Below are 25,953 nucleotides of genomic sequence, written 5' to 3' on the forward strand. Positions count from 1 at the left end.
ATCATGGCGAAAATCCAGCGAGATCAGGTGATTGAGGCAGCATTAGCATTATTAGATGAGGTCGGCCTGGAAGCGATTACGACCCGTAAGCTGGCACAAAAACTGGGGGTGGAATCAGCGACGTTGTACTGGCATTTCAAGAACAAGGCCAGTTTACTTGAAGAAATGGCTTCCGCGGTTTTAGCCAAACACCATTCCCTGCCTGTCCCCGAAGACATTGCTGAATGGGCAAACTGGCTGGCGGAAAACGCCCGTAGTTTCCGGCGCGCTCTGCTCGCCCATCGGGACGGCGCCCTGTTACATGCCGGGACATCACCGGCCCGGGTGGGAGGGGATACGTTTCGTCCCAAGGTGGCGTATCTTGCGCGCGTCGGTTTCACTGAGGCCGACGCCGCTATGATATTACTCACTCTGAGTGAATACACCCTGGGATGCGTATTAGAGGAGCAGTCCCGCTCGGGCGGTGATGGTAAGCAAATTTTATCAAAGCCATCGCCAGGAAGTGCCTCTATCGAATCGCTGGTTTATCCCCATCCGGATACTGCGTTCGAATTCGGTCTGTCATTGATAATGAAAGGGTTATTAGCGCCCTGAGCTTCACGCTGTGCCGGTGACAACATGATGTGCATACCTTACGCAAAAACTATCTTGATAAAACCGGCAGCATTCAGAAGGGGAGGCGACATGTTTATTTCCGAAACAGTGATAGCCGTCATCATTGACTGGATCGACAATAACTTACATAAACCACTGCGTATAGAACAGATAGCCCGTTATTCAGGGTATTCCAAATGGTACCTGCAGCGTTTGTTCTTGCAATATCGAGGCGAGAGCCTCGGGCGCTATATCCGTAATAAAAAACTGGACTCAGCGGCCCGCGATTTACGCGAGACCGATGAGAATATTTACAGTATTGGTTTGCGCTACGGCTATGACTCGCAGCAAACATTCACCCGATTATTTACGCGTCATTTTCATTTGCCGCCCGGTGAGTATCGCAAGAAAAACAAAACAGCCTGTTACGTACCGGGTAAGGCTGAATCTTAATCTCCTTTCCGATAGCCCTGGCAAAGCCGCCGCAGAAAAATCGATGCGAAGAGATTTATCAAAAAATAGAAAAACAGACAGCGCCGAAAAGACAAAACCTCCTGTTCTTTGAGTAAACATGGGGAACGGCGCGGAAAACGCCGCGCCTGGTGAGTTATCAGAAGGTAGCTGGTCAGCTAGCGATTAATGGTAGGCGGGAAGCCAGCTGCCGTGTGCTTCAATAAGTTCGTCGCACAGTTTGCGGATGTCATCGATCGACAGCTCTGCGGAAGTATGCGGGTCGAGCAGGGCGGCATGGTAGATGGCTTCGCGTTTGCGCGTCACCGCCGCTTCGATGGTCAACAGCTGAGTATTGATGTTGGTCCGGTTCAGCGCTGCCAGCTGCTCCGGCAAATTGCCGACGTAGCATGGCGTGACGCCCTGGCCATCGACCAGGCAAGGGACTTCGACGCAGGCCTCGGAAGGTAAGTTGGTAATCAAGCCGGTGTTGAGCACGTTACCGCCAATTTTGTAAGGCCGATCGGTTTCCATCGCTTCGATGATGTAAGACGCGTATTCATGGGTACGGCTGTGGGTCAGGCTGGTGTCATGGGTCAGCGCCACTTTCTGCTGCTGCCATTGGTCAATCTGTTCAATACACCGGCGCGGATATTCATCCAGCGGGATATTGAATCGTTCAATCAGCTCCGGGTAGCTGCGTTTGATCCAGTAAGGCATATATTCGGCGTTGTGCTCTGACGATTCGGTGACGTAATAGCCGAAAGTTTTCATGATTTCATGGCGCACCATATCATCATGTTTGCTCTGCAGGGCGCTGGCCCGGCGCTTGATTTCCGGGTACAAATCCTCGCCGTGACGGCGAATGTCCAGCAGCCAGGCCATGTGATTAATACCCGCGATATGAAATTGCACGTCGTCGGTTGGCATATCCACGCTTTTCAACAGCGTTTCAGCACACACCTGAACGCTGTGGCACAGTCCTACCGTTTTCACTTCCGTATGGCGCAGCATGGCGCCGGTTATCGTGGCCATCGGGTTGGTGTAGTTCAGCAGCCAGGCGTCCGGGCACACGGCTTCAATATCCCGTGCGAAATCAAACAGCACGGGTAGGGTGCGCAGCGCGCGGAAGATACCGCCAATGCCCAGGGTATCGGCAATAGTCTGCTGCAGACCATATTTTTTCGCGATCGTGAAATCGGTGATGGTGCACGGATCGTAGCCGCCAACCTGAACCGCATTCACCACGTAATTGGCGTTTTTCAACGCCGCGCGGCGGTTCTCAACGCCAAGGTAGGCGGCGATCTTCGCTCTGCCCGCATTGGTATTGCGGTTGATATTATTCAACATGGCGAGGGATTCATTGAGACGGGCGCTGTCGATGTCGTACAGCGCAATCTCCACCTCTTTCAACGCCGGCGTCGTCATAATGTCGCCGAGTACGTTCCTGGCGAAAATGGTGCTGCCTGCGCCCATAAATGTCACTTTAATCATGGTATTTCTCCGTTCCTGCTGTTTTCACCAGGCAGAATGTACGCTGCGGCATGAACAGGAAATATGGCTAAATGTGATATTGGTATGGCGAAAAATGATGTCGCAATGAAAGTGTGAGCCAGCTCCGAATCTGGCCGAAACGCGGTGACTTTACTGCAGGCATCTCTGATAACGTGGGTGAAAAAGAGAGAGCGCGACTGATGCACAAGACTTTTACCCTTAATCATACCGACAATATCGAATTGAATTTGTACCAGTACGGCGAGGAGAATTGTCATAAGGGACATCGCTTTGGCCCCGCAGTCCGCCAGCATTACCTATTTCATTATGTGATAAGTGGAACCGGCACATTTTACAGTGAGTTTGGCGCTTTTCCTGTCGGCGCCGGGGAGGGGTTTCTGATCCATCCTCATGAGGTGACAACCTACTGCGCTGATAATAGGGATCCGTGGCATTATATGTGGCTTGAGGTCGATGGGCTGATTGCCGCCAGAATTTTCGAGGAGTGTCATCTTAGCCGGCAATCTCCGGTTTATCGACCCAACCTGAATAAAGACGACTCCAGCGCCTCTGGCTACCTGCGGCAAATTGTCGAACATGGCGATGAGCATCCGCTGAAGGTGCAGGGATTGTGCTATCTCTTCTTTTCTTCGCTAATCAGCAATACGCCCGGCGAAAAGGCTTCCCTCCCTGATGACAAAACCCGGCATCTGCAAAGGGCGATCAAAAAAATTGAAAATCGCTACCACGAACATCTGACGGTTGATAGCCTGGCCGCCTATTGCAATATCAATCGCAGCTACCTCTGCCGATTGTTCAAAGGCGCCTACGGTATCGGCCCCAGGGAATACTTGCTTAATTTTCGTATGAACATCGCAGTGAGCCTGCTGAAAAACAGCGCTACGGCGATTAAAGTCGTGGGCATTTCCGTAGGCTATGAAAATCAGCTGCATTTTTCTAAAGCCTTCAGGAAGCTGTACGGCATATCTCCGGCTAAATGGCGGCAAAAATACCTTTCTGAACAGCAGGCGCTGAGATGACGTTCAGCGCTTATTCTCATCGGCGGTGATTCTGCGCGATCGCTATTTTGCGGGCGTATCCTGATTGAGAATGCGCGATCGACAAACATCCAGAATTTCATCTGCCAGAGAGGAGCTATCAGGACAGGCGCGGGAAAGGACCAGCGCGCCGACAAGATGCGCAATCGTATCGATCAGGTCGGCACGCGTAAGGCCTTCCGCGGCTTTCTCATTTGCTAAGGTGGCCAGCTGAGCTTCAATGCCAGCCGCAAAGGTTGCCTTAATGGCTTCAGATTGACGCGCGGCGTCACTACCCAGAGCCGACATCACACACCCCTTTGCCATGTCATCACGATGTTGGCGGGAGAGGTAATACTCCACAAACGTTTTCCGGCTCACATCGGCCGTACGTTCTGCCGAACGCGTAAAGCCGCAATGCATCGCCTCCGATAATAAATCGGCCTTGGAACCAAAGTGTTTGTAAAACCCTCCGTGGGTTAAGCCAGCCGCTGACATCAGCTCCGCTACGCCTACGCCGTCGTAACCGCGCTCACGAAAAAGTTCTGAAGCCGTTTCAACGATTCGCATCCTGTTTTCGCGAACCTGCTCTTTTGACACTTTCATGGCTTACCCCCCTCAAAACAAAGGCTAAGTATACATTGATGATGATCATAATCAAACCAGTTGACTTTATAGATGATGATCATCATCATTAATCCTGCGCCTTTACCCGCTACCCAGCAGAGGAAGAAACATGACGAATTCCCCCTTATTTCACCCCTACGAACCTGGAACGATAACGCTTGCTAACCTGAACAACATCTTGAGAGCGTACTCAGAATGAACAATAAACGTGTGGCTCTGGTGACAGGCGCTTCTTCAGGCATCGGCGAAGCGACGGCTCATCAACTTTTAGCGGCGGGTTATAAGGTTTATGGCACCAGCCGGCGTGGCTCTCAGGCGGGTACACACCGCTTTCCGCTGCTGACGCTTGATGTGACTGACGATGCTTCGGTCGGGGCCGCTATTGACGATCTGCTGCGCCTGGAGGGGCGGATCGATATTCTGGTCAATAATGCGGGCTTTGGGGTCGCGCCAGCCGCCGCGGAAGAAAGCTCTATTGAACAGGCCTGGAGCATTTTCGATACCAACTTTTTGGGCATCGTCAGGCTGACGCGGGCTGTGCTCCCTCATATGCGCCGTCAGGGCAGCGGGCGCATCATCAATATCGGTTCGATTCTCGGGGTCGTGCCGTTGCCGTATGTCGCGCTTTATGCGGCCAGCAAGCATGCGGTCGAAGGGTACACGGGAGCACTCGACCATGAACTGCGCACCCAGGGCATCAGGGTTTCCGTGATCGAACCTGCCTACATAAAAACGCAGTTTGAAGCCAATAACAGAGAAGCGGATGCAAAGCTGGAAGAGTATGACCTTATCCGGGCTAAGCTGACGAAAGTGGTCAGTAAGGCAATGGCCGAAGCGGAAAGTCCGGAGGTTGTGGCTAAGGTGGTGGTTAAAGCGGCCCAGGCTCTACGGCCCAAGATCCGCTACACGGCAGGATCGCTGGCCGGTAAATTGAATTTCATTCTCCGATTCGCGCCTGCAAAAATCCTGGATAAGGTCGTGCGCAACAGCCTTCAGCTTGATGCGAGAGAGTCATCATGACATTTTCGCGACTGGCCGCGTCAGGCATCGTCGAGCGGCGTGAAGGATATGCTAACGGGCAAATTCTGTTTGCCGTATTTATCGAGCCGTTACTGGGAACCGCTTTTTTACTCGGCAATAGCGGCGCCAGAAAACATATCAGGACAAATACCAGGAAACCAGCACCATGAAAGCCTTCACGTTTAAACGCTACGGTAAATCCCCGGCGCTGGGATTTGATGACGTCGATTATCCCACCCCCGCGGCTGATGAACTTCTGGTTAAAGTTTACGCCGTTGGCCTGAATCCCATTGATAACGTGATTCCTGGCGGCCTGTTCAAACCGATTTTGTCTTTTAAACTTCCCGCAACGCTGGGCAGCGACTTGTCCGGGGTGGTTGTGGCAACGGGAAGCCGCGTGACGCGTTTTAAGCCAGGCGATGAAATCTTCGCCAGTATTTTCGACAGGGGAACCGGTTCTCTTGCCGAATTTGCGCGAGTACCTGAAAATCTCGCTGCCATGAAACCCGCAAACCTGGATTTCGAACAGGCAGCGTCGCTCCCGATGGTGAGTCTCACCGCCTGGCAGGCGCTGACAGAGAGAGCCGGACTGCAGCCAGGGCAGAAGGTGTTCATCCCGGCGGGGTCCGGAGGAATAGGCAGTTTCGCGATCCAGCTGGCAAAGCATCTTGGCGCAAAGGTGGGAACGACCACAAGTTCAGGCAACCTTGCGTGGGTGAGTCGTCTTGGCGCAGATGAGGTGGTTGACTACAAAAAGCAGACGTTTGAAAACGTGCTGAGCGGCTACGATATTGTACTCGGCACTCTCCGGGGAGATTCGATTGAAAAAGCCGTTAAAATACTCAAGCCTGGTGGCAAGATTGTTTCCCTCACCGGACCATTGGATGCCGCGTTCGCCCGTGACCGGGGGTTAAATTTCTTTTTGCGTTTTATCTTTGCGCTGATGAGCCGAAAGATCCTGCGTCTTACACGAGTGCGGGGTCTTAGCTATTCGTTTTTATTTGTCCGCCCCGATGGCGAGCAGCTCGCGCAAATTAGCCAACTCATCGAATCCGGGCAGATCGGGCCTGCGATCGACAAGGTGTTTCCCTTTGCCGAAACAAAGGAGGCGCTGGACTATCTTGCCCGGGGCCATGCTAAGGGAAAGGTGGTCGTTAGGGTGTCTGGGTCATAACCGCAGCGGTTTTCCGCTTCAACAAAAACACTTTCGTTTAAATCCGTCGTCCTTACTCTCCATCGGGAGCGCCCTGAGGACGGCCTTAGCCCGCAGGGAAAAGCGGGCGTCACGCCGTAGCGTTCACTTCCATCATTGAGATAAGCTGTCATAGGTGAGCCGATGCTTTTGTTGGCAAAGGATTTTGTCTGATACAATTTTGCTCGGGGAGCATCCGAATCTGGCCCAACAGCGTATGTCGCCTGACGCGGACGCTCCGGGCAGGTGCCGTCACCTGTGAGGATGATATTGCGCGATCCTGAAACAAGTCGAAATCGTGACTTAATTCTAAAATGGTTACTGGTTGTCAATCAAGGCGCATCACGCTAAGCTGAAAAAATGACTAAGAATATGAACGTCCCATCATCACGCGGCCCGCTCGATCACAGCGTCCGGGAGCAAATCGTCGACGCCGCCTTTGAGCATTTCGGGCATTACGGCTATGAAAAAACCACCGTGGCGGAGCTGGCTAAATCTATCGGTTTTTCAAAATCTTATATCTATAAGTTTTTCGAATCCAAACAGGCTATCGGCGAAGTGATCTGCGCTAACCGCCTGGAAATGATCATGGCCGCGGTACTCTCAGCGGTGGCTGACGCGCCGTCAGCCAGCGAAAAATTACGCCGCCTCTTCCGGGCGCTCACCGAAGCGGGGAGCGAACTCTTTTTTCACGATCGTAAACTCTACGATATTGCCGCCGTCGCCTCGCGGGAGAAGTGGCCTTCAACAGAAAGGTATGCGGAACGGCTGTTAAAGCTGATTGAGAGCATTCTTGTCGAAGGCAGGCAGGCCGGGGAGTTCGAAAGGAAAACCCCCCTTGATGAAGCCACTTATGCGATATATATGGTGATGTGCCCCTTCATCAATCCTGTTCAACTGCAGTTTAATCTCGAAACGGCCCCAACGGCGGCGGTTCTTCTCTCGTCGCTGATTTTAAGAAGCCTGGCCCCCTGATTTGTGACCATTGACTTTATTGGTCACTGGTCTGAGAATGCGGAAACCATCCTGTTATTTGATTAAGGGTTTCCCATGCTCAGGCTTCATTCAGCCCGCTTTGCCGCTTGTCTTCTGCCGTTGGCCCTCGTGGCCTGCGGTGATAACGCCTCGAGTGACGATCCGCGCACCCAGCCGCCGCTCGTCAGATCCGCATCCGTAGAACTCGCGCACGATACCTCTCGCACCTATACCGGCGTGGTGGTGGCAAGGACGCAAAGCGATCTTGGTTTTAGAGTGCAGGGTAAGATCCTTGAACGCTTTGTTGATACTGGCCAGACCGTTAAGCGCGGTCAGCCGCTGATGCGGCTGGATCCCGCCGACCTGAAGCTGCAGGCCGTGGCTCAGCAACAGGCCGTTGACGCCGCCAGGGCGCGGGCGCGAAAAGCCATCAGCGATGAGGCGCGCTACCGTGGCCTCGTTGGCGCTGGCGCAGTCTCCGCCTCGGAGTATGACCAGATCAAAGCGGCGGCAGATTCCGCGAAAGCGGATCTCAGCGCAGCCCAGGCGCAGGCAAACGTGGCGCAAAATGCCACGGGCTATGCCGTGCTGCTGGCCGACTCTGACGGCGTGGTGATGGAGACGCTTGCCGAACCCGGTCAGGTTGTCAGTGCCGGGCAGGCGGTGATCCGGCTGGCCAGAGCGGGGCAGCGTGAGGCGCTGGTACAGCTGCCGGAGACGCTGCGCCCCGCCATCGGCAGCGAAGCGCTGGCGACGCGCTATGGCGACGAAACGCAGCCTGTCGCCGCAAAACTGCGCCTGCTTTCCGATGCCGCCGATGCCACCACCCGTACCTTTGAGGCGCGGTACGTGCTGGAAGGCCCGTTAGCCAACGCGCCGCTGGGGGCGACCGTAACGCTGCACATCAAAAAACAGAGTGGGGAAAGCCAGGTCATGCAGGTGCCGCTGGCCGCGCTTTATGATGCGGGCAAAGGACCGGGCGTCTGGCGGATCTCCGCGCAGCCAGCCAGGGTCGCATGGCAGCCCGTCAAGGTGCTGAGCGTGGGCGAGGAGGCGGCGCAGGTAACGGGCGAGGTGAAGCCCGGTGAGAAGATCGTTGCGCTAGGGGCGCATCTTCTGCACGAGGGCGAGGCTGTCCGCCTGGCTGGGCAACCGGATACGGCCCGGACGGGGGACAAACCATGAGCCAGGGCCGCTTTAACCTGTCAGCGCTTGCGGTGCGCGAGCGCTCGGTCACGCTGTTTTTAATTATTCTGGTGACCATCGCCGGTATTTACGCCTTTTTTGGCCTCGGGCGAGCGGAGGATCCCCCCTTTACGGTTAAGCAAATGACGGTTATCACCGTCTGGCCCGGCGCGACCGCGCAGGAGATGCAGGATCAGGTGGCTGAGCCGCTGGAAAAACGCCTGCAGGAGCTCAAATGGTATGACCGCACGGAAACCTATACCCGGCCCGGCATGGCCTTTATCACGCTCTCACTCCAGGACAATACGCCGCCATCACAGGTGCAGGAAGAGTTCTACCAGGCGCGGAAGAAGCTTGGCGATGAAAGCAGAAACCTCCCCGCCGGCGTGACGGGGCCGATGATAAATGATGAATTTGCCGACGTCACTTTCGCCCTGTTTGCGCTGAAAGCGAAAGGAGAACCGCAGCGCCTGCTGGTCCGCGATGCCGAAACGTTACGCCAGCAGCTCCTGCACGTCCCGGGGGTCAAGAAAGTCAATATTATCGGCGAACAGGCCGAACGGATTTATATCTCCTTCTCCCATGAGCGTCTGGCTACCATGGGGCTCTCGCCGCAGGATATTTTCAATGCGCTGAATAACCAGAACGCATTAACCGCGGCAGGTTCAATTGAAACGCGCGGCGCGCAGATCTTTATTCGCCTCGATGGCGCTTTCGATGAATTGCAGAAGATCCGCGATACGCCATTTATTGCTCAGGGTAAAACGCTCAAGCTGTCCGACGTGGCAACGGTAGAACGCGGTTATGAAGATCCGCCCACTTTGCAGATTCGTAATCAACATGAATCGGCGCTGCTGCTGGGGATCGTGATGCGTGAAGGCTGGAATGGGCTGGCGTTGGGTAAAGCGCTGGATGCCGAAACGGCAAAAATCAATGCCAGTATGCCGCTGGGGATGACCCTGACGAAAGTCACCGATCAGTCCGTGAATATCAGCGCCGCAGTCGATGAGTTTATGATCAAATTCTTCGTCGCCCTGCTCGTGGTGATGGTGGTCTGTTTTGTCAGCATGGGGTGGCGCGTGGGGGTCGTGGTCGCGGCGGCGGTTCCCCTGACGCTGGCGGTTGTTTTTGTGGTGATGGAGGCCGCCGGTATCAACTTTGACCGCGTGACGCTGGGCTCCCTGATTCTTGCCCTGGGCTTACTGGTTGACGACGCGATAATCGCCATCGAAATGATGGTGGTGAAAATGGAGGAGGGCTACGACAGAATCAAAGCCTCCGCCTACGCCTGGAGCCATACCGCCGCGCCCATGCTGGCCGGTACCCTGGTCACGGCTATCGGCTTTATGCCGAATGGTTTCGCCCAGTCCACCGCCGGGGAATACACCAGCAATATGTTCTGGATTGTTGGCCTCGCCCTGATTGCCTCATGGCTGGTCGCCGTTGTTTTCACCCCTTATCTGGGGGTGAAAATGCTGCCGGATATCGCAAAGGTAGAAGGGGGGCATACCGCCATCTATGACACGCCGCGCTATAACCGCTTTCGCCGCCTGCTGACCCGCGTTATCGCCAGGAAATGGCTGGTGGCCGGTTCCGTCATTGCGCTTTTCGCGCTGGCGGTCATGGGGATGGGGCTGGTGAAAAAACAGTTTTTCCCCACCTCTGACCGCCCGGAAGTGCTCGTTGAAGTGCAGATGCCCTATGGCACCTCGATTGAGCAGACCAGCGCGGCAACGGCCAAAATAGAGGACTGGTTGGAAAAACAGCCGGAAGCCAGGATAGTTACCGCCTACATTGGCCAGGGTTCACCGCGTTTTTACCTGGCGATGGCCCCCGAACTCCCCGACCCGTCGTTTGCCAAAATAGTGATATTGACGGACAGCCAGGCATCACGCGATGCGCTCAAGTTGCGGCTGCGGCAAGCCGTGGCCAGCGGACTGGCGCCTGAAGCACGCGTTCGCGTGACGCAGCTGGTGTTTGGCCCGTATTCCCCTTTCCCGGTCGCCTGGCGAGTGATGGGGCCGGATACCGATACGCTGCGCGACATCGCGGACCGGGTTAAGGGCGTGCTGCAGGCAAGCCCGATGATGAGGACCGTCAACACCGACTGGGGATCGCGCGTGCCGACACTGCATTTCACCCTCGATCAGGACCGTCTACAGGCAACCGGCTTAACGTCCAATGCCGTTGCTCAGCAGCTCCAGTTCCTGCTATCGGGCATTCCCATCACCGCCGTGCGGGAAGATATTCGCTCGGTGCAGGTGACGGGGCGCGCCGCGGGGGATATACGTCTGGATCCGGCCAAAATTGAGGGGTTTAGCCTGGTCGGCAATGCGGGCCAGCGCATCCCGCTCGCGCAAATCGGGAAGGTGGAGGTCAGAATGGAAGATCCTTTACTGCGTCGCCGCGACAGAACGCCCACGATTACCGTGCGGGGGGATATTGCCGACAATCTTCAGCCGCCGGACGTTTCCGCCTCCATCATGAAACAGCTGCAGCCGATTGTGGACTCGCTTCCGCCAGGGTACCGCATCGAAATGGCGGGGTCGATTGAGGAATCGGCTAAAGCCACCCGGGCGATGGCGCCGCTGTTCCCCATCATGATCGCCCTGACGCTGCTGATCATCATTGTGCAGGTGCGCTCAATGTCGGCCATGGTTATGGTATTTCTTACCGCTCCGCTCGGGCTTGTCGGCGTGGTTCCCGCGCTGCTGCTTTTCAATCAGCCATTTGGTATCAACGCCCTCGTCGGGCTGATTGCGCTTTCGGGCATTCTGATGCGTAATACGCTGATTCTTATCGGGCAGATTCACCATAATGAGAAAGAAGGTCTCGATCCGTACCATGCGGTCATCGAAGCGACGGTGCAGAGAGCCAGGCCCGTCTTACTGACGGCCATGGCCGCCGTTCTGGCGTTCATTCCTCTGACCCATTCGGTGTTCTGGGGGACGCTCGCCTATACCCTGATTGGCGGGACGTTGGGGGGAACCATCATGACGCTGGTGTTCTTGCCCGCCATGTATGCGATCTGGTTCAGGATCCGTCCTGAAGCCCGGCGCCATGCTGAACAACATTAAGGCGCTCGCCTGCCTGCTCAACGAGCGCCTGGCATGACCGTCCGAAAGCAGAGAAAAGCGCCGCAGTCCGCGGCGCTTTTCATCACGCCTGAATAGAGCGATGAATGTTGGGTCCCATGGTGTATTGTTCGGCTGTCAGATTGGGAAAACCGGGAGTTTTTGAATATTCGGGTTATCCCGGTTCTTTTTTATTAAAGAAAAGCGTAAATCATCACTAGCCAGAGTATGGCTCCAACGGCAATAATCATTTTCAGGATGAAGTTACTGGCCGGGAAAAATATACCGCCGGCAGTGCGGAACGCCTGGCCTTAATGAGTAAATAAGGCGGCAATAATATACTCCACAGCACCAGCGAGATGCCGGCAAAGGCCAGGGCAGACAAAAATCCTTGCGGGGCAAATACAGGCCAGCGCGGCAGGAAAATAGGTCAAAATATGGCCAGCGGGCGTGAGCCCCGGCGGTTAATTTTGTTCAGCATATCCTCGAGATAATCACTCAAACCGATTGAGGCTGACATTAGAGAGGCTAAAACGGCAATACATCCAAAAGAGACCAGCATCCGTAGGCGGCCTGCCGAAGCAGGCCGGCAGCAGCTATTTATTTCGTGGCTTCAGCCAATGATTCTCTGAAGTTTTTATGGAAGTCGTCGATTTGCCCGCTCTCGTGGAGCGCCGACAATGCGCAGCGCAGAATGGCGTGTCCTTCTTCAACGGTTGGATACATCGCCACGGTCGTCGCGAAGCCGCGATCGTGCAGTTTTTTGCACATCGTGATGGCGAGATCTTCGTTACCAATCAGGATCCCCCGAATCGGCATCGTCGTACCCCGGTTAACGATGTCGATCTTGCCGAAAACTTCGTCAAAATAGCGAATGACGTTCTGAAGCTTCTCCTGGCGGGCAGCGACGGTGCCGTCCAGGTGGAGATCGGCGGCGGCTACGCAGGCGGCAATTCCAGGCAATGAAGGCGGCCCACCAAAGGCGTAGGTTGTGCCGTAGGTCTTAATAAATTTGATGGTCTCAGCGTCGCGACAGGCGATAAATCCGCCGTGTGAGCCAAAGGCTTTAGATAGCGAGCCGGCGATAATAATACGTTCGTCAAGCCGATGGCCGAGGCATGACATAACGTATCCGGAACCGTACTCTCCGTAGATAGAGGTGCCGTGCGCATCGTCTATATACGCGTAGCCGTCATACTGATGCGCCAGGCGGACAATATGCGCGACGGGGGCGACGCCGCCCATTGAGCCTACGCTGTCTGATACCGAGATCGGCGTTAATCCCTGGCTGGCCGCATAGCGAAAAGCCTCTTCAATCCGCGCCTTATCCTGAAAATCAATTCTGACGACTTCCCCAAACTGCTGTAAAAGCCCGCGGTTGATCTGCAACGTCGCGTGCGCGGTCTTCTCCATAATAAAATAGGGTTTTTTGCTGAACGTAAAATGCGGCAGCGTCCCGGATGCCAGCAGCGGCAGCACCGCGATATGGCAAGGGGTCACGGCGTTAAACGTCAGAGTATGAGCCCCATGCATGATGTCGTTCAGTCGTGCTTCCAACTGTGGGAACAGATCGACTTTTACCCGCGTTCTGGCGACAGAAACCTGCACGCCAAAACGCTCAATGGCGTCGACAACCGCTTTTTTCAGCGCCGGGTGAGTCTCTAGCCCAAGATAAGAGCATGAGACAAATTCCACCATTTTTCTGCCATCTTCGAGGGTGATGACCTTACCGTCCCTTTTTACCGCGACCAGTTCATTAATATGTTCAGAGAATACCCGGGTCTGATATTTTAGCGACCTGTCTATTTTCCTTTTTTGCCAGTTTTCCATTGCGTTACCTTCATTGTCGTGACTACCAGAAGAGACAGAATTGCCAGCGTTAACGTGCTGGCACCGAGGGTTCTGTCAAACCCCATACCGGTATCCGTTAGTTTTACGGCGAAATAGCTGATGGCGCCGGCGCTCACCGTTTGAATAAATCCGGTGACGGACGCCGCAATACCTGTTTTGCTGCCTTTGATTTGCAGCGCGATAAAATTCGCGCTCGGGTAATAGGCGCCAAGGGTGAGGTTAAAAATCATCGAGCCGGCGATGCATAATAGTAGTGAGTGGCTACCGATAATAAATGGGGTAACCGCCAGCGCATTCAGGATAAATAAAATCCACGGGTTAATTATTCGCTCAAATTTGGCGATCTGATTGCCAATAATAAAAAATAATACGGAAGCAGAAAAGAGCAGCGAGTAGTGCATGGTGCTTAGCCCCAGCTGCTGCATAAAAATGGCCGGCGACAGCGAGATATAGCAAAACAGCGAACTCAGAATCAGTGAAACCAGCAGCGTTCCCTGAATAAATGCCGGGGTGATAAACCCGGAAGAGGAGGGCGCCGCGGCCGCATCGTGCTGCTCAAGGCGACGCGGAGAGAGCACAAGGGTGACGACGCTAAACAGGGCCATAACCAGGAATATCGAATTCCAGCTGAGATAGCCGAGGAGTGCGGCGCCGGCCAGCGGCGCAATAAGAGGAACCACCGCGCTGGCGGAAGAAATATCGGAAAGCGCGCGCTTGAGCGTTAGCGGGGAGAACGTCTCTTTAGCGATAGCTTTAGACAGGACCGGCCCGGCGCCGGCGCCCAGGGCCTGTAACGCCCTGCCGGCCAACAGCATCATTAAACTATCGGACATAAAACAAAGGAGGCTGCCCGCGAGGAAAAGCAAAAAGCTGGCCGTCAGTACACGTAATTTACCCAGCTTTTCGCCAAGAAATCCTGAGAATAACTGGCTCGCCGCGTATATCACCAGAAAACCACTAATGGTTAACTGAATAGCCGAATAATCGGTAGTAAACGCTTCTTGTAATAGGGGCAGCGCGGGCACGATCATATCTGTCGCCAGCGCGGAAACCGATGCGGCGAGAATAAGGTATAAGTATATCCTGAGCATATTAAACTCTTCGGTGAATATGGGTTAAAACGTTAGATTATTATTTATGAATACGCCGCTGCTTTTTTAGCGAATGAGCAAATCGCGATTCCGGTCAAAATTAATAGCGAGCTCAGTAAATGATAGAGATGCGGCTGGGTATGTAAAAATACAATGCTTAATATGCCGCCGGAAAGCGGAATGATATGGGTATAAATCTCACCGCGAGTCGCGCCAATAGCCGCGATGCCTTTATTCCAGAACAGGTAGGCCAGCCACGAGGGGAAAATCACCAGATACGCCAGTCCAGTAAGGAACGCGATATCGTGGTAGGCGGCGAATGAGGTGGCGGGGTGCAGCCACAGCCAGAAAATCACCACCGGAAGCAGAATAAGGGTGCCAAGAAGCGAACTGACGGCGACGAAAGCATTGGCGGGGATACGACGATCTTTGTTACGCAACAGCGAGCAGTATACTGCCCAGCTTAGCGCCGACCCCATTGCCCACAGATCGCCCTGGCTAAACCCTTTTAGCCCCTCTGCGTTGTTCAGGTTGCCATGCAGCAGGAGCAGCAGCACGCCTGCGGTACTAAAGATCACGCCCCACCAGTTCCGCGCCGATACCCGGTCATGGAAGATCAGGCGATTAATCATCAGCACCATACAGGGGGTCGCAGACATGTAAATCGCCGCGTTCAGCGCAGACGTCGACTGCAGACCAATATAGAGGGTTAAGGGAAAGCTCACCTGTCCACACAGCGTTAGAACCAGCAGCGTTGCGCCATTCTGGCGGAACAACGGCCGACTGTCGCGGATTTGACGCTGATACAGCAATACCAGCAGTAGTGCGGTCAACGCCCATCTCGCTTCGGTCATGAGAATCGGATCCGCGCCCTGAACGAGAATATGCCCTACGACATAATTCCCTCCCCAAAACAGGGCCGCCAGCGTGAGTAACAGGTAAGGCATGCTCATTCCTTGCATCGCTTAGAACTGTACTAAATGGTAACTTTATTTTTTTTAATATATCAATTAAATTTTATGGTTATTGGGGGATTTTATTATTTTTTTATTTTAAATCATGCATTTAAAAATTAGTTACCTGTGTGCAAAAAATCTGATTGCAGCATATTTGTCTGTACGATAACGTATACATACCATGCATTATACAGGGATAAATCAATGCGTAAGACAGAAAATGGTTTCACCGGGAACGAACAACATTCCGCAATGGCCAAGCTCTCTCTGGATGACATGATTGACCAGCTTCTTCACAGCAACGCGCTTTCACTGAAACTGACGGCCAATCCGCTACTGGCGGACAGAGCCTGGTACCTGACCGAAAATACCTGTACTAAGGCTTTTACCGCCAACGATCCGCAAGCGAAAAAACGTGCCCACAGCGCGCTGTTTAAACTCTACCAGGCGTGGCTGGCGGAGCCGCTATCGGCGGCGGCAAAAAACCAGTTTCATCCATTACTCTGCGGGATCAGAAGCTACATCGAATCAGAATGGCTCCGGGTGGAAAAAAAACGTTTCAGTTTCCCGATACCCGCGCTTGACGCCGGGAATATCGTTGAGGAACTCCGTCATTTATGTCAGAAACATCCGGCTTCGCACCATCCCCTCTTTGATTTCCTCTCCTCTTCCGCCTCTGCTACGCAAATAGACTATTTCTTCAAAAGCGATAGCGCGCTCAATTTGCTGTTTTTCGATCTGGTCGCGATGGGGCTGGTCGGTTCTCTGCCAGAAACGCGTGCAGAAATTGCCCAGAACCTTTGGGATGAAATAGGCCAGGGCAGCCAGGAGTTTACGCACGTTAATTTGTATAAGGATTTGCTGAAGCGCAGAGATATTGCGCTACCTGAAAACCATTTCGCCCATCTGTATGACTGGCAGGGGCTCGCCGGGTATAACGCGTTCATGCTGGGCGGCGTTAACCGTCAGCATTACTACAAATCGCTCGGCGTGATGGCGATGACGGAACTGCTGGACCCGCCGCAGTACCAGAAGCTCGTGACCGGGTGCCGTCGCATTGGCCTTACGGATCGCGACGTGCATTATTACGCGGAACATATCGAGGTTGATATCGGTCACGCCGATGGGTGGCTGAATAACGTTATCGTTCCGATCGGCAATAAAAACCCGGCTGCGCTGGAGGAGGTCTACGTTGGCGCAGCGCTGCGTCTTCAGACCTGCTGCGATTACTACGATTGTCTGCTGGAGGCGTTACGTACCGTTGTTGAACGCGAGTCAGAGGGTGCCGCCCTCTGAATAAATAAGCGCTTTTGCCGCGCTCCAGGCCGTTATTCCGGGAGGGATCTCCCGGCATTCCGAGGACTCCGCCTGCTGAGCGGCAATGGCGCCGTCAATCAGCATGAGCATCATCATCGCCACCCGTTCCGCAGGTTCCGGTTTTAACAGCAGGGTAAGAATGTCGCGGAAAAACTGGTAGAGGCGCGATTTAAACCGTGAGCATGTCGCCCGGATAGCGGAAGACGAGGTTCCATATTCAAACAGGGCGCGGGTGAACATGCAGCCGTGGAAATCCTCACAGGTGAACCAGTTATTGTAATATTCGAAGACGGCAAACAGCTTCTCGCGGCCCGAAGGTTTATCGGCGGTAATCTCCTGCAGCGCCTGCATAAACTCACTCTCTTTCTGCTGTAAAATATCAAGAATGAGCGCCTCTTTATCCGCATAGTAGCGGTAGAAGGTCATTTTGGAGATGCCTGCATTCTCCGATATCCGGTCAATACTCGGCGACTGATACCCCTCTTTGTTAAACAGAGACATTGACTGGCGGATAATTTCCGCTTGTTTTGGCTTCATACTGTTTCCCGTGGAATGAAGTAATACAGAGGGTTTCTGGTAGCGAGCAGTCATTCATTTGATATGGCGGGCGGCACGCTGCAACGACGTATGCGCAATGTCATCCCGATGGCCGATATCCCAGCCCCTGCGGTGAGCGGCATCAGTGAACGCGTTGACCCATAAAAATTGTTGTCGATTCTTACATCCGGCTGCAAAAAAAGCAAAAATCCCTCAGGCGATCTTTGCGCTGCGCGAATCAGGGCTGCGCTGGGCCGCCACGTTATGCCCTTAGCCCTCCACGCTGCGCGCGGGGAGGATAAAGAGAGGCCCGGGAGAAGTCAGCATCCCCCCCGAACAGGGGGTGATGTTTTTGTGATGCACATCATAAAATAACGCCTGGTTATTGTGATGTTATTTGCAGTCAATGGATTTGCATTTGAATCAACCCGCGCTATCTCTGCGGGTTTTTTTTCGTCCGGCGATAGTCGGCGGGCGGCGACTCCGCCTGCTGTAAATAGTCCTGATACCAGCCGCTGATACGTCGGGTCACCGGATTTTCGTTGAGGTCGAAGCGCCTGCCGTCGAGCCTGTTTACCGGGGTAATACCTGCCAGCGTTCCGGTGACAAAAGCTTCGTCCGCAGTGAAGGCTTCGGCAAGGGTAAAGGATCTTTCCTGCACGCCGAGGCCCTGCTGGCGCGCCAGTGACAAAATAGTGTGGCGGGTAATACCGTTAAAGCAGTACAGGCCGTTTGAGGTCCACAGCTCGCCCTGGTGTACGATAAAAAAGTTGGTGGAATTGCAGCTGGCGACAAACCCATGAGGGTCCAGCATCAGCGCTTCATCTGCGCCGGCGTCCAGCGCCTGCAATAGCGCCTGGATCAAATTCAGGCGGCTGTGGGAATTAAGACGCAAATCGAAAACATCCGGCGCGCTGGTACGATAGGTCGAGGTGAACAGGGCAAGGCCGCGCCGTTTGGCCTGTTCATCCACAACCTTATATTCCGCCACGCAGACGATAGTAGCGCCGCCGAGGATAAAGCGCGGGTCCTGATTTGGCGTGCGCTTTTTGCCGCGGGTGATCATGAGCCGCAGATGGGCGCCGTCCGTCATACCGTTTATCTTCAGCGTGCTGTACATAATATCGGTTAGCTCCTCACGACTATGGCCGATATTGAGCTGGATAGCGGCCGCCCCGGCAAACAGGCGATCGAGATGCGCCTGAAGGGCGATCAGCTTGCCGTTCACCAGCCGCAGCCCCTCCCAGACCCCGTCGCCGCAGACGTAGCCGGAATCGAAAACGGAAACCGTGGCGCGATCGCGGTGAACGAATTCGCCGTTGACGTACACCTGCACATTGTCGTTGCGCGTATCCTGCAGGTACGCCTGACTGCTTTGAGCGGAGAGAGCTAAACTCATCATGTTTCCTTGCGGTTAAAATGCCCGTTCAGCGAAACGGGAAAGGAAGGCCTGGGTGCGCGGTTGGCGTGGATGGCGCAGCACCTCTTCCGGGGTGCCCATTTCATGAATCACGCCGTTTTCGATAAAAATCACCCGATCGGCGAAATGCCAGGCAAAGCCCAGCTCATGAGTGACCAGCAGCAGCGTCCGCCCCTCATCTGCCAGTTCACGGATGGTATGCAGCACTTCCCCCACGAGTTCAGGGTCGAGGGACGAGGTGGGCTCATCGAATAATATTATCTCTGGCGCCATTGCCAGGGCGCGAGCAATAGCGACGCGCTGCTGTTGACCGCCGGACAGGCTGCCGGGCCAGACCTGGTGCTTATGGCCGAGCCCCACTTTTTCCAGCTGCGCGTGGGCAATGCGCATCGCCTCTTCGCGACGCATCTTTTTCACCGATATCAGGGCTTCGCTGACATTTTGCAGCACCGTGAGATGCGGGAAGAGATTAAATTGCTGAAACACCATCCCCACGCGCTGGCGAACATCGCTCAGCTGTTTTTCGCTATAGCGCCGCTGACCGCGGCTGTCGATTTTACCGAGGGTAACGCCGTCCAGTTCTACGGTGCCAGCGCTGGGTATTTCCATAAAGTTCAGACAGCGCAGCAGGGTGCTCTTACCCGAGCCGCTGCCGCCAATGATGGCGATTTTCTCACCGGCATAGATATCTAAATCGATGCCCTGTAACACGCTTTGCGCACCAAAGCGTTTGTGCAGGGCGCGTATCCGCATGACGACTTTTTTCTCTGACATGGCCTTTCTCATCATATTAAGGATGTGGACGGTAGCGGCGCTCCAGACGTGCCGCCAGGTAACTTCCGGGCCAGATCAGCACAAAATAGAGCAGGGCGACGACGGTGAAAATCTCCACTGGGCGATACCAGGTACTGCTTAGCAGCCTGCCCTGATACATCAGTTCGTTAACCGTGAGAATCGAGGCGAGGGAGGTCACCTTCGCCAGTTCAATCATGCGGTTTGTCAGGGCTGGCAACATACGGCGAAATACCTGCGGCAGGATAATACGCCGCAGCATCACGCCCGGCGGCATGCCTAAGGCTTTTGCCCCTTCCCACTGCCCGCGTTCGATGGACTGTAGCCCGGCGCGAAAAATCTCGGTGCTGTAGGCGGCGGTGTACAGGGTTAACGCCAGCGCGGCGGCGCCAAAAGTGGAAAACTGAATGCCCACCAGCACCGGAAAGGCATAGTAGAACCAGATGAGCTGGATAAGCACCGGCGTATTGCGGAACACCTCGACAAAGGCGCTGGTAAGGGGATAAAAATAGCGCGGCCCGCGGGCACGGACGACGCCAACGGCAAGCCCGATCAGCGTGCCGACAATTCCCGCCAGCAGCCATAGCTCCAGCGTAACGCCCAGTCCCTTCAGCAGTACCGGCAAGTTTTGCCAGACAAGGGAAAAGTCCCACTGATAATGCATGGTTGTTCTCTCGTTAACGTGAGTCGGAGACGGCAAGGCGTCGTTCAAGCAGCTGGCTGCCCTGGCTGATAATCAGCAGCAGGGTGAAGTACATCACCGCAATAAGCGAATACACTTCCAGGGGCCGGTAAGTCTGACTGTTGATTTGCATCGCCTGATACAGCAGCTCGCTGTACGCCAGAGACGAAGCAAGGGCGGTGGATTTGAGCAGTTCGAAAGAACGCTCAAGGAAAGGAGGAATCATTCTGCGCAGCGCCTGAGGGAAAATGACCCGGCGGAGCGCGGTGGCGCGCGACATGCCCAACGCCTTCGCGCCTTCCCATTGTCCGGCGCCGATCGACTGGATGCCGCCGCGGTAAACTTCGGCATAAAACGCGGCCGACTGGGCGGAGAGCGCCAGTACCGCGGCAGCAAACGGCGAGAGCGTCAGCGGGCTGACGACTGGCAGAGCGTAGTAGATCCAGAAGAAGTGGACGATAGCGGGAGTATTACGATAAAAGCCGATCAGTATCAGCGCCGGAAGACGGAAGAACGTTAGCGGCGAGGCCTTCATCAACGCCAGCGCAATGCCGGCCAGCATGCCGAATAAAATACTGGTGACGCCGATCTGAATGGTACCCCACAGCCCCTCCAGCAACAGCATGCGATATGGCCAGATGGCGGCAAAATCCCATTGATACGACATAGTTCTGGAACCCCTGAAAAACGCAAAACGATGGTGATGGTTTTAGAACGACATCATCTTAGCAGTAGCGAAATGTGATAATTAAATAATAAAAACCATTGCTATTATCTCTTTTGGTTATAAATATTTACGCGAGAAAGCAATGCCAAACTCTGATTCCTTAACCGCTACGCTGGCGCGTTTTGCCGGCGAACTCACCCCGTCTGCGATATCGGCGTCGGTGAAAGCCAGGATCGCTCTGCATTTTATTGATAGCCTGGGCTGCGGCGTTGCCGGCTGCGAAGACAGCGTGCTGCGGAAAAGCGCGCGGGTTATTCGTAGCCAGTACGCGACCGGCAAAAGCGCGGTGCTCGACGGTGGAACTCCGCTCTCCGCCAGCGGCGCCGCGTTCCTCAACGCCGCTGCGATAAACGCGCTGGATTATGACGATGGTTTTGAAGTCGCCGGGCGGGGGATGGGGCATCCCGGCGCCACGCTGGTGGCCGGGGCGCTGGCCGCGGTGGGCCAGGGCGGGCCGGTCAGCGGCGGGGCGTTGCTGACCTCTCTGGTGGCGGCCTGGGAAATCAACAGCCGCGTGATTATCTCTCAGCAGCCGAGTCCTGAACGGTTTCAACAAGTGTACGGCGTGTGCCAGCACGAATCGCTGGGGGCGGCGGTGGCGTATGGTTTACTGCGCGGCTGCGATGCCGCGGGGCTGGAAAATAGCCTGGGACTGGCCGCCTCGTTAACCCCTTTGCCCACGTTGCATAAATACAACTGGCAGGCGCGTCCACTGGTTTCGTTTAAGGATTACAACGCGCCGGCGGCAGAGGCCGGCGTACGCGCGGTGGAGCTACACCTCGCGGGGATAGTGGGGCCGCGCGAGATACTCGATGGTGAACAGGGATTCTGGCGGATGTCAGGCTCCGACCGTTTTCAGCCAGAACGGCTGACGGAGCATCTGGCGACGCACTGGCAGCTCAGGCACGCCAGTTTCAAAGACTATCCGGTATGTCGCTGGATGCATACGGCGCTGGCGTCGTTTGAGCGTCTGCTGGACCGTATTCCGTCGCCAGAGTCGATTGAGCGGATTCGCGTTTACGGTAGTTTTACCCTGGCGCGTTTTTTCGCCGACGCGCGTCCCGTCAGCAATACCGATGCGCAGTTCAGTCTGCCGCTGGCGATAGCCTGCCTGGCGTTTAAAATCGCGCGTCATCAGTGGAGCAGCGATCGGACGCGCGGCGCGGCGCCACTCCTTGCCTTCGCTGACCGGGTTGAAATCATCGCCGATGAGACCTTTGAACAGCTGATGCTGCAGCATCGCCGTCCCGCCGCGCGCGTGGACATTGTGGTAAAGGGAAGGACGATCGCCGGAGAGCGTATCGACTTCCCGCCGGGGTGTGCAGAAAATCCGCTGCCGGAACAGCGGATCGTGGATAAATGCGTGGCCAACCTATCATCACGCCTCAGCGCGCCGCGGGCAGCGCGGCTGATTGACGCTCTGCTGGATATGGAACGCTGCGCGGACATTGGCGCGGCAATCTCGCCGCTTCTGTCCGCGCCAGGAGAGTAGTCGCTTATTTCCACTCTTCTTTAATCACCGAGGGCACTTTGCTGATATCCACACCGCGTAGCTTAAGGGCGTCTTCATAAAACTGTTTGCTCTGTCCCGACTGGTAAATTTTGGCAAACTCTTCATTCAGAAAGTTGCGGAAGCGGGGATCGCTCTCTTTGCGCAGCGCGCCGCCGGTGCTGATGGCAATAATCGGTTTTGGCAGAATCAGGTTGCCTTTGTGCACTTTTGCCTGCTGCAGAGCCAGCGCCGGGTGGACGTACGAGAGGGCGTCGACGCGTCCGGCGTAGAAGGCTGCGACGCCTTCATCCATATTGGTAAAGCGCACCAGCTGCACTTTGGGTAATTTTTTGGTCAGTATCAGGTCCGGGCTGCTGCCGAGCGTGACGCCAATCTTAATATCCGGGCGATTGAGATCTTCCCAGCTCTCGGCCTTCACGCCGTCGCGGATCAGGACCCCCTGCGCATACCAGAGGAAAGGCTGGTCGGAAAAGTCGGCGGCTTTGCGGCGTTCATCGGTGGGGTCCAGCACCAGCATGGTATCAATCTGCCCGGCCTGCAGCGCGGCGACCGCATTTCCCCAGGTGGTCTCCACCGGCACCAGTTTTACGCCTAAATCTTTTGCCAGTACTTTACCCACGTTATAGCCAATGCCGTTCCACTGACCGGTGGCTGGATCTTTGAAATACCACGGTTCTCCCTGCGCGACGCCGATGCGCAGTTCGCCCGATTGCTTAATATGATCCCAGGTGGACTCTTCGGCATGGCTGAAAAAAGGCGCGGCGGCGATCGCCAGCGACAACAGCAATTTATGAATTTTTGTTGGCATATTTTTACCCTGATGAGAAAGTCATTTCTGAAAAACAACGTATTACGCGAACACGATAACGGAGTTTGTTATCAGTGCATTATTATTTTTTGGTTTAACTCATGCCCGAATGTTATTTGCTGATACCTAACCGGTTTCGCTTAAATTACGGCGCGTTGCACATATTATTCATAACTTAATGCGCTATTGTTCTAAGGTGCTTTATTTCCGTCGCCGAATATAAAAATTCCGATCTGGTGGGAGTCATAGTTTGCCGGGACGTTAAAAATATCACTTCTGACAGCCAGGCTTATAAAAGAGCGACAATAATTGCCAGACGAGCGCGTCCCCGGCCTGAAAATGATATCGCCGCGTCCCTCACGCAGCGTCAGGCGCTAGAGTGCCGAAGATAAAAGCGGCTCTACCGGGTAAATTTCCCTATCCACGGGCTGCTTGTATCCTGTGACCAGAGTTGTAATAGCATCTCCCTGAACTTTTCCGCTGCAGGGCTCAGCGCCGTTTCTCTGCGCAGCACGAGACCGAGCGTGCGGCGAATAACCGGCTCAACGAGCGGACGGCTGACAAGAATGTGATGCTCATCGGTCGGCATGGCCAGACTGGGAACCACCGCCACGCCAAGCCCTGCCTCTACCATACCCAGCGACGTCGACAGATGCCTGACTTCATAGAACCAGTTGGGCTTCCAGTCCATATTCTCCAGCGCTTGATCGATCAGCGAGCGGTTACCGCTTGAACGTCTAACGCCAATAAGCCTGAAGTTGGCCAGGTCTTCCCACAAGATCAGCGATTTCTGCGCCAGTTCGTGGTCCCGTCGGCAGGCTAATACGAAAGGTTCATTGACCAGCGGCGAGAAATCGATATTGGGATGTGTGATGTTTATCATGTTTATGCCGAAATCTGCGTCACCGTTTAAGACGGCTTCAAGACAATCGCTGGCGCTATGCTCGAGGATGCGGATACGGATATTGGGGTAGTGATTGTTATAGTCCCTGATGACCGAAGGGAGGAAATAGAACGCCGCGGTGGGGAGACAGGACAGGGTGACAACGCCGCTTTGATGGGTGGCCATTTCTTTAATACTCAGGATCGAGCTTTCATAAAAATCTATTAAATTCTTTGCCTTAGGTAAAAACTCTCTGCCTACAGCCGTGAGTTTAATGTTTCTGGTTGTCCGTTCAAATAGCGTAGCTCCCAGCTGCTCTTCAAGTTTTTTAATCCGGCGGGTTAACGCCGGTTGGGATGTGTGAAGAAAATGTGATGCTCTTGTGAAACATCCAATTTCTGCAATTTTAACAAACGCTTGTATACCTTGAAGATCGTGCAGCATGAGATTTCACTCCAGACTTTATCGCGATGCAAACACACTAACCTAACCGCTATTTATACGCAAAACGTATTAATCGATAGTTTTATTGGCATTAGAATTATGTATTCGTCTGTGGAATCCTGACATTGCTCTTATCAATGCGTGAAACGAGAAACATAATGTTAAAGATTCCTTGTGTACTGATGCGTGGCGGTACTTCGAAAGGCCCGGTGCTTCTGGCCAGTGATTTACCGACAAAAATTGAAGAACGCGATGCTGTGCTGCTGGGCTTAATGGGCGCGGGTCACGAACTTGAAATTGATGGTATTGGCGGCGGCAGCCCCCAAACCAGTAAAGTCGCGATTGTTAGCCCCTCGGACAGTCCGGATGCTGACGTCGACTATTTATTTGTTCAGGTGATGGTCAACGAGCGCCGCGTCGATACCACGCCTAACTGCGGTAATATGCTCTGTGCCGTAGGGCCCTTCGCGATTGAAAAAGGCCTGGTTAAGGCGCAAAGTCCGGTGACGACAGTGCGGATCCGCAACCTGAATACCGGTACGCTGGTTGATGCGGAAGTACAAACGCCGAATTTTTATGTCAACTATGAAGGCGATACGCACATTGATGGCGTTCCCGGCTGCGCTGCGCCGATTGGCCTGACTTTCCTTAACTCCGCCGGATGCAAGACGGGAAAGCTGCTGCCAACCGGTAACGTCGTCGATGTGATTGATGATGTGGAAGTCACCTGCATTGATATGGCGATGCCGATGGTGCTGATTAGGGCAGAGCGGATGGGCAAAACGGGAGACGAATCACCGGCCGACCTCGATGCCGATCGCGCGTTTATGAATAAGCTGGAAACGATCCGGCGCAAGGCAGGTGCGAAAATGGGGCTGGGCGATGTCGCCGATAAAGTGATCCCTAAACCGGTTCTGCTGAGCGCGCCCGGCGCAGGCGGGACCATCAGAGTTCGTTATTTTATGCCTCATACCTGCCATAAATCACTGGCTATTACGGGCTCTATCGGCATATCCACGGCCACGATAATTGAAGGATCGGTGGCCCATCACATTGTGGCCGACCAGCCGAGGACGCCGTATACCAATATTATTAATATTGAACATCCGAGCGGAAAAATTTCCGTATCTTTACTCAAAGAGGGAGATGATATTGAGAAAACGCGTGCCGCAGTGATTAGAACCTCCCGTAAATTATTTGAAGGCACGGTTTGCGTCCCGGAATATGTTTTAGCGGAGGAATTATAAATATTTTATATCATTAATGCGGTGCAATACTGATGTC

Annotated in this window: 23 protein-coding genes and 1 pseudogene; 11 read left to right on the plus strand and 13 right to left on the minus strand. The window is 54.5% G+C overall.

The features are described from left to right. Positions 1 to 3: 3 nt before the first annotated feature. Positions 4 to 594: a TetR/AcrR family transcriptional regulator C-terminal domain-containing protein gene (locus ABLU87_RS15510; RefSeq protein WP_122116859.1), complete on the plus strand. Its 591-nt coding sequence runs from the start codon at positions 4 to 6 to the stop codon at positions 592 to 594. 90 nt (positions 595 to 684) lie between these two features. Continuing rightward, positions 685 to 1,047, plus strand: coding sequence for a RamA family antibiotic efflux transcriptional regulator (locus ABLU87_RS15515; protein WP_004849595.1), 363 nt, complete (start codon positions 685 to 687; stop codon positions 1,045 to 1,047). 183 nt (positions 1,048 to 1,230) lie between these two features. On the opposite strand, the gene ABLU87_RS15520 is transcribed toward ABLU87_RS15515, so the two are convergent. Continuing rightward, positions 1,231 to 2,538, minus strand: a complete 1,308-nt coding sequence (locus ABLU87_RS15520) for an alpha-glucosidase/alpha-galactosidase (protein WP_122116858.1) — start codon at positions 2,536 to 2,538, stop codon at positions 1,231 to 1,233. Positions 2,539 to 2,738: 200 nt separating this feature from the next. Between ABLU87_RS15520 and ABLU87_RS15525 the strand changes: the two genes are divergently transcribed. Continuing rightward, on the plus strand, positions 2,739 to 3,578 hold the full coding sequence (locus ABLU87_RS15525; RefSeq protein ID WP_122116872.1) for an AraC family transcriptional regulator: 840 nt from the start codon (positions 2,739 to 2,741) through the stop codon (positions 3,576 to 3,578). A gap of 42 nt (positions 3,579 to 3,620) precedes the next feature. On the opposite strand, the gene ABLU87_RS15530 is transcribed toward ABLU87_RS15525, so the two are convergent. Continuing rightward, the gene (locus tag ABLU87_RS15530) at positions 3,621 to 4,181 is read right to left on the minus strand and encodes a TetR/AcrR family transcriptional regulator (RefSeq protein ID WP_014228707.1); all 561 of its coding nucleotides are present in this window, start codon (positions 4,179 to 4,181) and stop codon (positions 3,621 to 3,623) included. A 216-nt stretch (positions 4,182 to 4,397) separates the two neighbouring features. On the opposite strand from ABLU87_RS15530, the gene ABLU87_RS15535 reads away from it, so the two are divergent. The 5 genes from ABLU87_RS15535 to ABLU87_RS15555 all read left to right on the plus strand — a co-directional run bounded on the left by ABLU87_RS15535 (position 4,398) and on the right by ABLU87_RS15555 (position 11,651). Continuing rightward, positions 4,398 to 5,222, plus strand: coding sequence for an oxidoreductase (locus tag ABLU87_RS15535; RefSeq protein ID WP_014228708.1), 825 nt, complete (start codon positions 4,398 to 4,400; stop codon positions 5,220 to 5,222). Between the two features lie 166 nt (positions 5,223 to 5,388). Further along, entirely contained in the window at positions 5,389 to 6,396 is a 1,008-nt protein-coding gene (locus tag ABLU87_RS15540; protein ID WP_014228709.1) for an NADP-dependent oxidoreductase, read from the plus strand. Positions 6,397 to 6,774: 378 nt separating this feature from the next. Beyond that, complete coding sequence (locus ABLU87_RS15545; RefSeq protein WP_014838012.1) at positions 6,775 to 7,389, plus strand: TetR/AcrR family transcriptional regulator; 615 nt, start codon at positions 6,775 to 6,777, stop codon at positions 7,387 to 7,389. Positions 7,390 to 7,464: 75 nt separating this feature from the next. Beyond that, entirely contained in the window at positions 7,465 to 8,574 is a 1,110-nt protein-coding gene (locus ABLU87_RS15550) for an efflux RND transporter periplasmic adaptor subunit (RefSeq protein WP_049071276.1), read from the plus strand. Further along, entirely contained in the window at positions 8,571 to 11,651 is a 3,081-nt protein-coding gene (locus ABLU87_RS15555) for an efflux RND transporter permease subunit (RefSeq protein WP_122116857.1), read from the plus strand. Before ABLU87_RS15550 ends, ABLU87_RS15555 begins: the two co-directional genes overlap by 4 nt. A 250-nt stretch (positions 11,652 to 11,901) precedes the next feature. Here ABLU87_RS15555 and ABLU87_RS15560 read toward each other — a convergent pair whose 3' ends face one another. The 4 genes from ABLU87_RS15560 to ABLU87_RS15575 form a co-directional block, all read right to left on the minus strand. Then, complete coding sequence (locus ABLU87_RS15560; RefSeq protein ID WP_241183040.1) at positions 11,902 to 12,033, minus strand: hypothetical protein; 132 nt, start codon at positions 12,031 to 12,033, stop codon at positions 11,902 to 11,904. Positions 12,034 to 12,248: 215 nt separating this feature from the next. Further along, positions 12,249 to 13,478: an aminotransferase class I/II-fold pyridoxal phosphate-dependent enzyme gene (locus ABLU87_RS15565; RefSeq protein WP_048263155.1), complete on the minus strand. Its 1,230-nt coding sequence runs from the start codon at positions 13,476 to 13,478 to the stop codon at positions 12,249 to 12,251. Further along, positions 13,451 to 14,590 carry an MFS transporter gene (locus ABLU87_RS15570; protein ID WP_122116856.1) on the minus strand — a complete coding sequence of 380 codons (1,140 nt, stop codon included), beginning with the start codon at positions 14,588 to 14,590 and terminating at the stop codon, positions 13,451 to 13,453. Before ABLU87_RS15570 ends, ABLU87_RS15565 begins: the two co-directional genes overlap by 28 nt. Positions 14,591 to 14,634: 44 nt before the next feature. After that, entirely contained in the window at positions 14,635 to 15,537 is a 903-nt protein-coding gene (locus tag ABLU87_RS15575; RefSeq protein ID WP_122116855.1) for a DMT family transporter, read from the minus strand. Positions 15,538 to 15,750: 213 nt separating this feature from the next. On the opposite strand from ABLU87_RS15575, the pseudogene ABLU87_RS15580 reads away from it, so the two are divergent. After that, a pseudogene (locus ABLU87_RS15580) lies at positions 15,751 to 16,846 on the plus strand (iron-containing redox enzyme family protein). Here ABLU87_RS15580 and ABLU87_RS15585 read toward each other — a convergent pair. The 5 genes from ABLU87_RS15585 to ABLU87_RS15605 form a co-directional block, all read right to left on the minus strand. Further along, positions 16,822 to 17,400 carry a TetR/AcrR family transcriptional regulator gene (locus ABLU87_RS15585; protein ID WP_004849617.1) on the minus strand — a complete coding sequence of 193 codons (579 nt, stop codon included), beginning with the start codon at positions 17,398 to 17,400 and terminating at the stop codon, positions 16,822 to 16,824. The pseudogene ABLU87_RS15580 and the gene ABLU87_RS15585 sit on opposite strands and share 25 nt — an antisense overlap. A 433-nt stretch (positions 17,401 to 17,833) precedes the next feature. Then, positions 17,834 to 18,799 (minus strand): aminotransferase class IV, encoded by a 966-nt coding sequence (locus ABLU87_RS15590; RefSeq protein WP_122117928.1) that lies wholly within the window; start codon positions 18,797 to 18,799, stop codon positions 17,834 to 17,836. A 15-nt stretch (positions 18,800 to 18,814) separates the two neighbouring features. Then, complete coding sequence (locus tag ABLU87_RS15595; RefSeq protein WP_122117927.1) at positions 18,815 to 19,594, minus strand: amino acid ABC transporter ATP-binding protein; 780 nt, start codon at positions 19,592 to 19,594, stop codon at positions 18,815 to 18,817. Positions 19,595 to 19,610: 16 nt separating this feature from the next. Then, positions 19,611 to 20,276, minus strand: coding sequence for an amino acid ABC transporter permease (locus ABLU87_RS15600; RefSeq protein WP_014228720.1), 666 nt, complete (start codon positions 20,274 to 20,276; stop codon positions 19,611 to 19,613). Between the two features lie 13 nt (positions 20,277 to 20,289). After that, positions 20,290 to 20,961 carry an amino acid ABC transporter permease gene (locus ABLU87_RS15605; RefSeq protein WP_025106197.1) on the minus strand — a complete coding sequence of 224 codons (672 nt, stop codon included), beginning with the start codon at positions 20,959 to 20,961 and terminating at the stop codon, positions 20,290 to 20,292. A gap of 142 nt (positions 20,962 to 21,103) precedes the next feature. Between ABLU87_RS15605 and ABLU87_RS15610 the strand changes: the two genes are divergently transcribed. Beyond that, positions 21,104 to 22,513 (plus strand): MmgE/PrpD family protein, encoded by a 1,410-nt coding sequence (locus ABLU87_RS15610; RefSeq protein ID WP_196942092.1) that lies wholly within the window; start codon positions 21,104 to 21,106, stop codon positions 22,511 to 22,513. Between the two features lie 4 nt (positions 22,514 to 22,517). Here the strand turns inward: ABLU87_RS15610 and ABLU87_RS15615 are convergent, their stop codons facing one another. After that, positions 22,518 to 23,342, minus strand: a complete 825-nt coding sequence (locus ABLU87_RS15615) for a transporter substrate-binding domain-containing protein (protein WP_024359628.1) — start codon at positions 23,340 to 23,342, stop codon at positions 22,518 to 22,520. A gap of 400 nt (positions 23,343 to 23,742) precedes the next feature. After that, the gene (locus tag ABLU87_RS15620; RefSeq protein WP_004131117.1) at positions 23,743 to 24,669 is read right to left on the minus strand and encodes a LysR family transcriptional regulator; all 927 of its coding nucleotides are present in this window, start codon (positions 24,667 to 24,669) and stop codon (positions 23,743 to 23,745) included. A 158-nt stretch (positions 24,670 to 24,827) separates the two neighbouring features. Here ABLU87_RS15620 and ABLU87_RS15625 point away from each other — a divergent pair, with 158 nt between their 5' ends. Continuing rightward, the gene (locus ABLU87_RS15625; protein ID WP_004849620.1) at positions 24,828 to 25,916 is read left to right on the plus strand and encodes a 4-oxalomesaconate tautomerase; all 1,089 of its coding nucleotides are present in this window, start codon (positions 24,828 to 24,830) and stop codon (positions 25,914 to 25,916) included. Positions 25,917 to 25,953: the final 37 nt, after the last annotated feature.

Source organism: Klebsiella sp. CB_Kp196 (genome assembly GCF_040061575.1).
In the GTDB taxonomy this organism is placed as follows: domain Bacteria; phylum Pseudomonadota; class Gammaproteobacteria; order Enterobacterales; family Enterobacteriaceae; genus Klebsiella; species Klebsiella michiganensis.

Bases quoted from the DNA above. Each gene is read 5' to 3' on its own strand.
- ABLU87_RS15520 (WP_122116858.1), bottom strand. From the start codon at position 2,538: ATGATTAAAGTGACATTTATGGGCGCAGGCAGCACCATTTTCGCCAGG.
- ABLU87_RS15590 (WP_122117928.1), bottom strand. From the start codon at position 18,799: ATGAGTTTAGCTCTCTCCGCTCAAAGCAGTCAGGCGTACCTGCAGGAT.
- ABLU87_RS15605 (WP_025106197.1), bottom strand. From the start codon at position 20,961: ATGTCGTATCAATGGGATTTTGCCGCCATCTGGCCATATCGCATGCTG.
- ABLU87_RS15530 (WP_014228707.1), bottom strand. From the start codon at position 4,181: ATGAAAGTGTCAAAAGAGCAGGTTCGCGAAAACAGGATGCGAATCGTT.
- ABLU87_RS15625 (WP_004849620.1), top strand. From the start codon at position 24,828: ATGTTAAAGATTCCTTGTGTACTGATGCGTGGCGGTACTTCGAAAGGC.
- ABLU87_RS15535 (WP_014228708.1), top strand. From the start codon at position 4,398: ATGAACAATAAACGTGTGGCTCTGGTGACAGGCGCTTCTTCAGGCATC.
- ABLU87_RS15540 (WP_014228709.1), top strand. From the start codon at position 5,389: ATGAAAGCCTTCACGTTTAAACGCTACGGTAAATCCCCGGCGCTGGGA.
- ABLU87_RS15575 (WP_122116855.1), bottom strand. From the start codon at position 15,537: ATGCCTTACCTGTTACTCACGCTGGCGGCCCTGTTTTGGGGAGGGAAT.
- ABLU87_RS15515 (WP_004849595.1), top strand. From the start codon at position 685: ATGTTTATTTCCGAAACAGTGATAGCCGTCATCATTGACTGGATCGAC.
- ABLU87_RS15555 (WP_122116857.1), top strand. From the start codon at position 8,571: ATGAGCCAGGGCCGCTTTAACCTGTCAGCGCTTGCGGTGCGCGAGCGC.
- ABLU87_RS15545 (WP_014838012.1), top strand. From the start codon at position 6,775: ATGACTAAGAATATGAACGTCCCATCATCACGCGGCCCGCTCGATCAC.
- ABLU87_RS15510 (WP_122116859.1), top strand. From the start codon at position 4: ATGGCGAAAATCCAGCGAGATCAGGTGATTGAGGCAGCATTAGCATTA.
- ABLU87_RS15615 (WP_024359628.1), bottom strand. From the start codon at position 23,342: ATGCCAACAAAAATTCATAAATTGCTGTTGTCGCTGGCGATCGCCGCC.
- ABLU87_RS15565 (WP_048263155.1), bottom strand. From the start codon at position 13,478: ATGGAAAACTGGCAAAAAAGGAAAATAGACAGGTCGCTAAAATATCAG.
- ABLU87_RS15595 (WP_122117927.1), bottom strand. From the start codon at position 19,594: ATGTCAGAGAAAAAAGTCGTCATGCGGATACGCGCCCTGCACAAACGC.
- ABLU87_RS15610 (WP_196942092.1), top strand. From the start codon at position 21,104: ATGCCAAACTCTGATTCCTTAACCGCTACGCTGGCGCGTTTTGCCGGC.
- ABLU87_RS15620 (WP_004131117.1), bottom strand. From the start codon at position 24,669: ATGCTGCACGATCTTCAAGGTATACAAGCGTTTGTTAAAATTGCAGAA.
- ABLU87_RS15570 (WP_122116856.1), bottom strand. From the start codon at position 14,590: ATGCTCAGGATATACTTATACCTTATTCTCGCCGCATCGGTTTCCGCG.
- ABLU87_RS15600 (WP_014228720.1), bottom strand. From the start codon at position 20,276: ATGCATTATCAGTGGGACTTTTCCCTTGTCTGGCAAAACTTGCCGGTA.
- ABLU87_RS15585 (WP_004849617.1), bottom strand. From the start codon at position 17,400: ATGAAGCCAAAACAAGCGGAAATTATCCGCCAGTCAATGTCTCTGTTT.
- ABLU87_RS15550 (WP_049071276.1), top strand. From the start codon at position 7,465: ATGCTCAGGCTTCATTCAGCCCGCTTTGCCGCTTGTCTTCTGCCGTTG.
- ABLU87_RS15525 (WP_122116872.1), top strand. From the start codon at position 2,739: ATGCACAAGACTTTTACCCTTAATCATACCGACAATATCGAATTGAAT.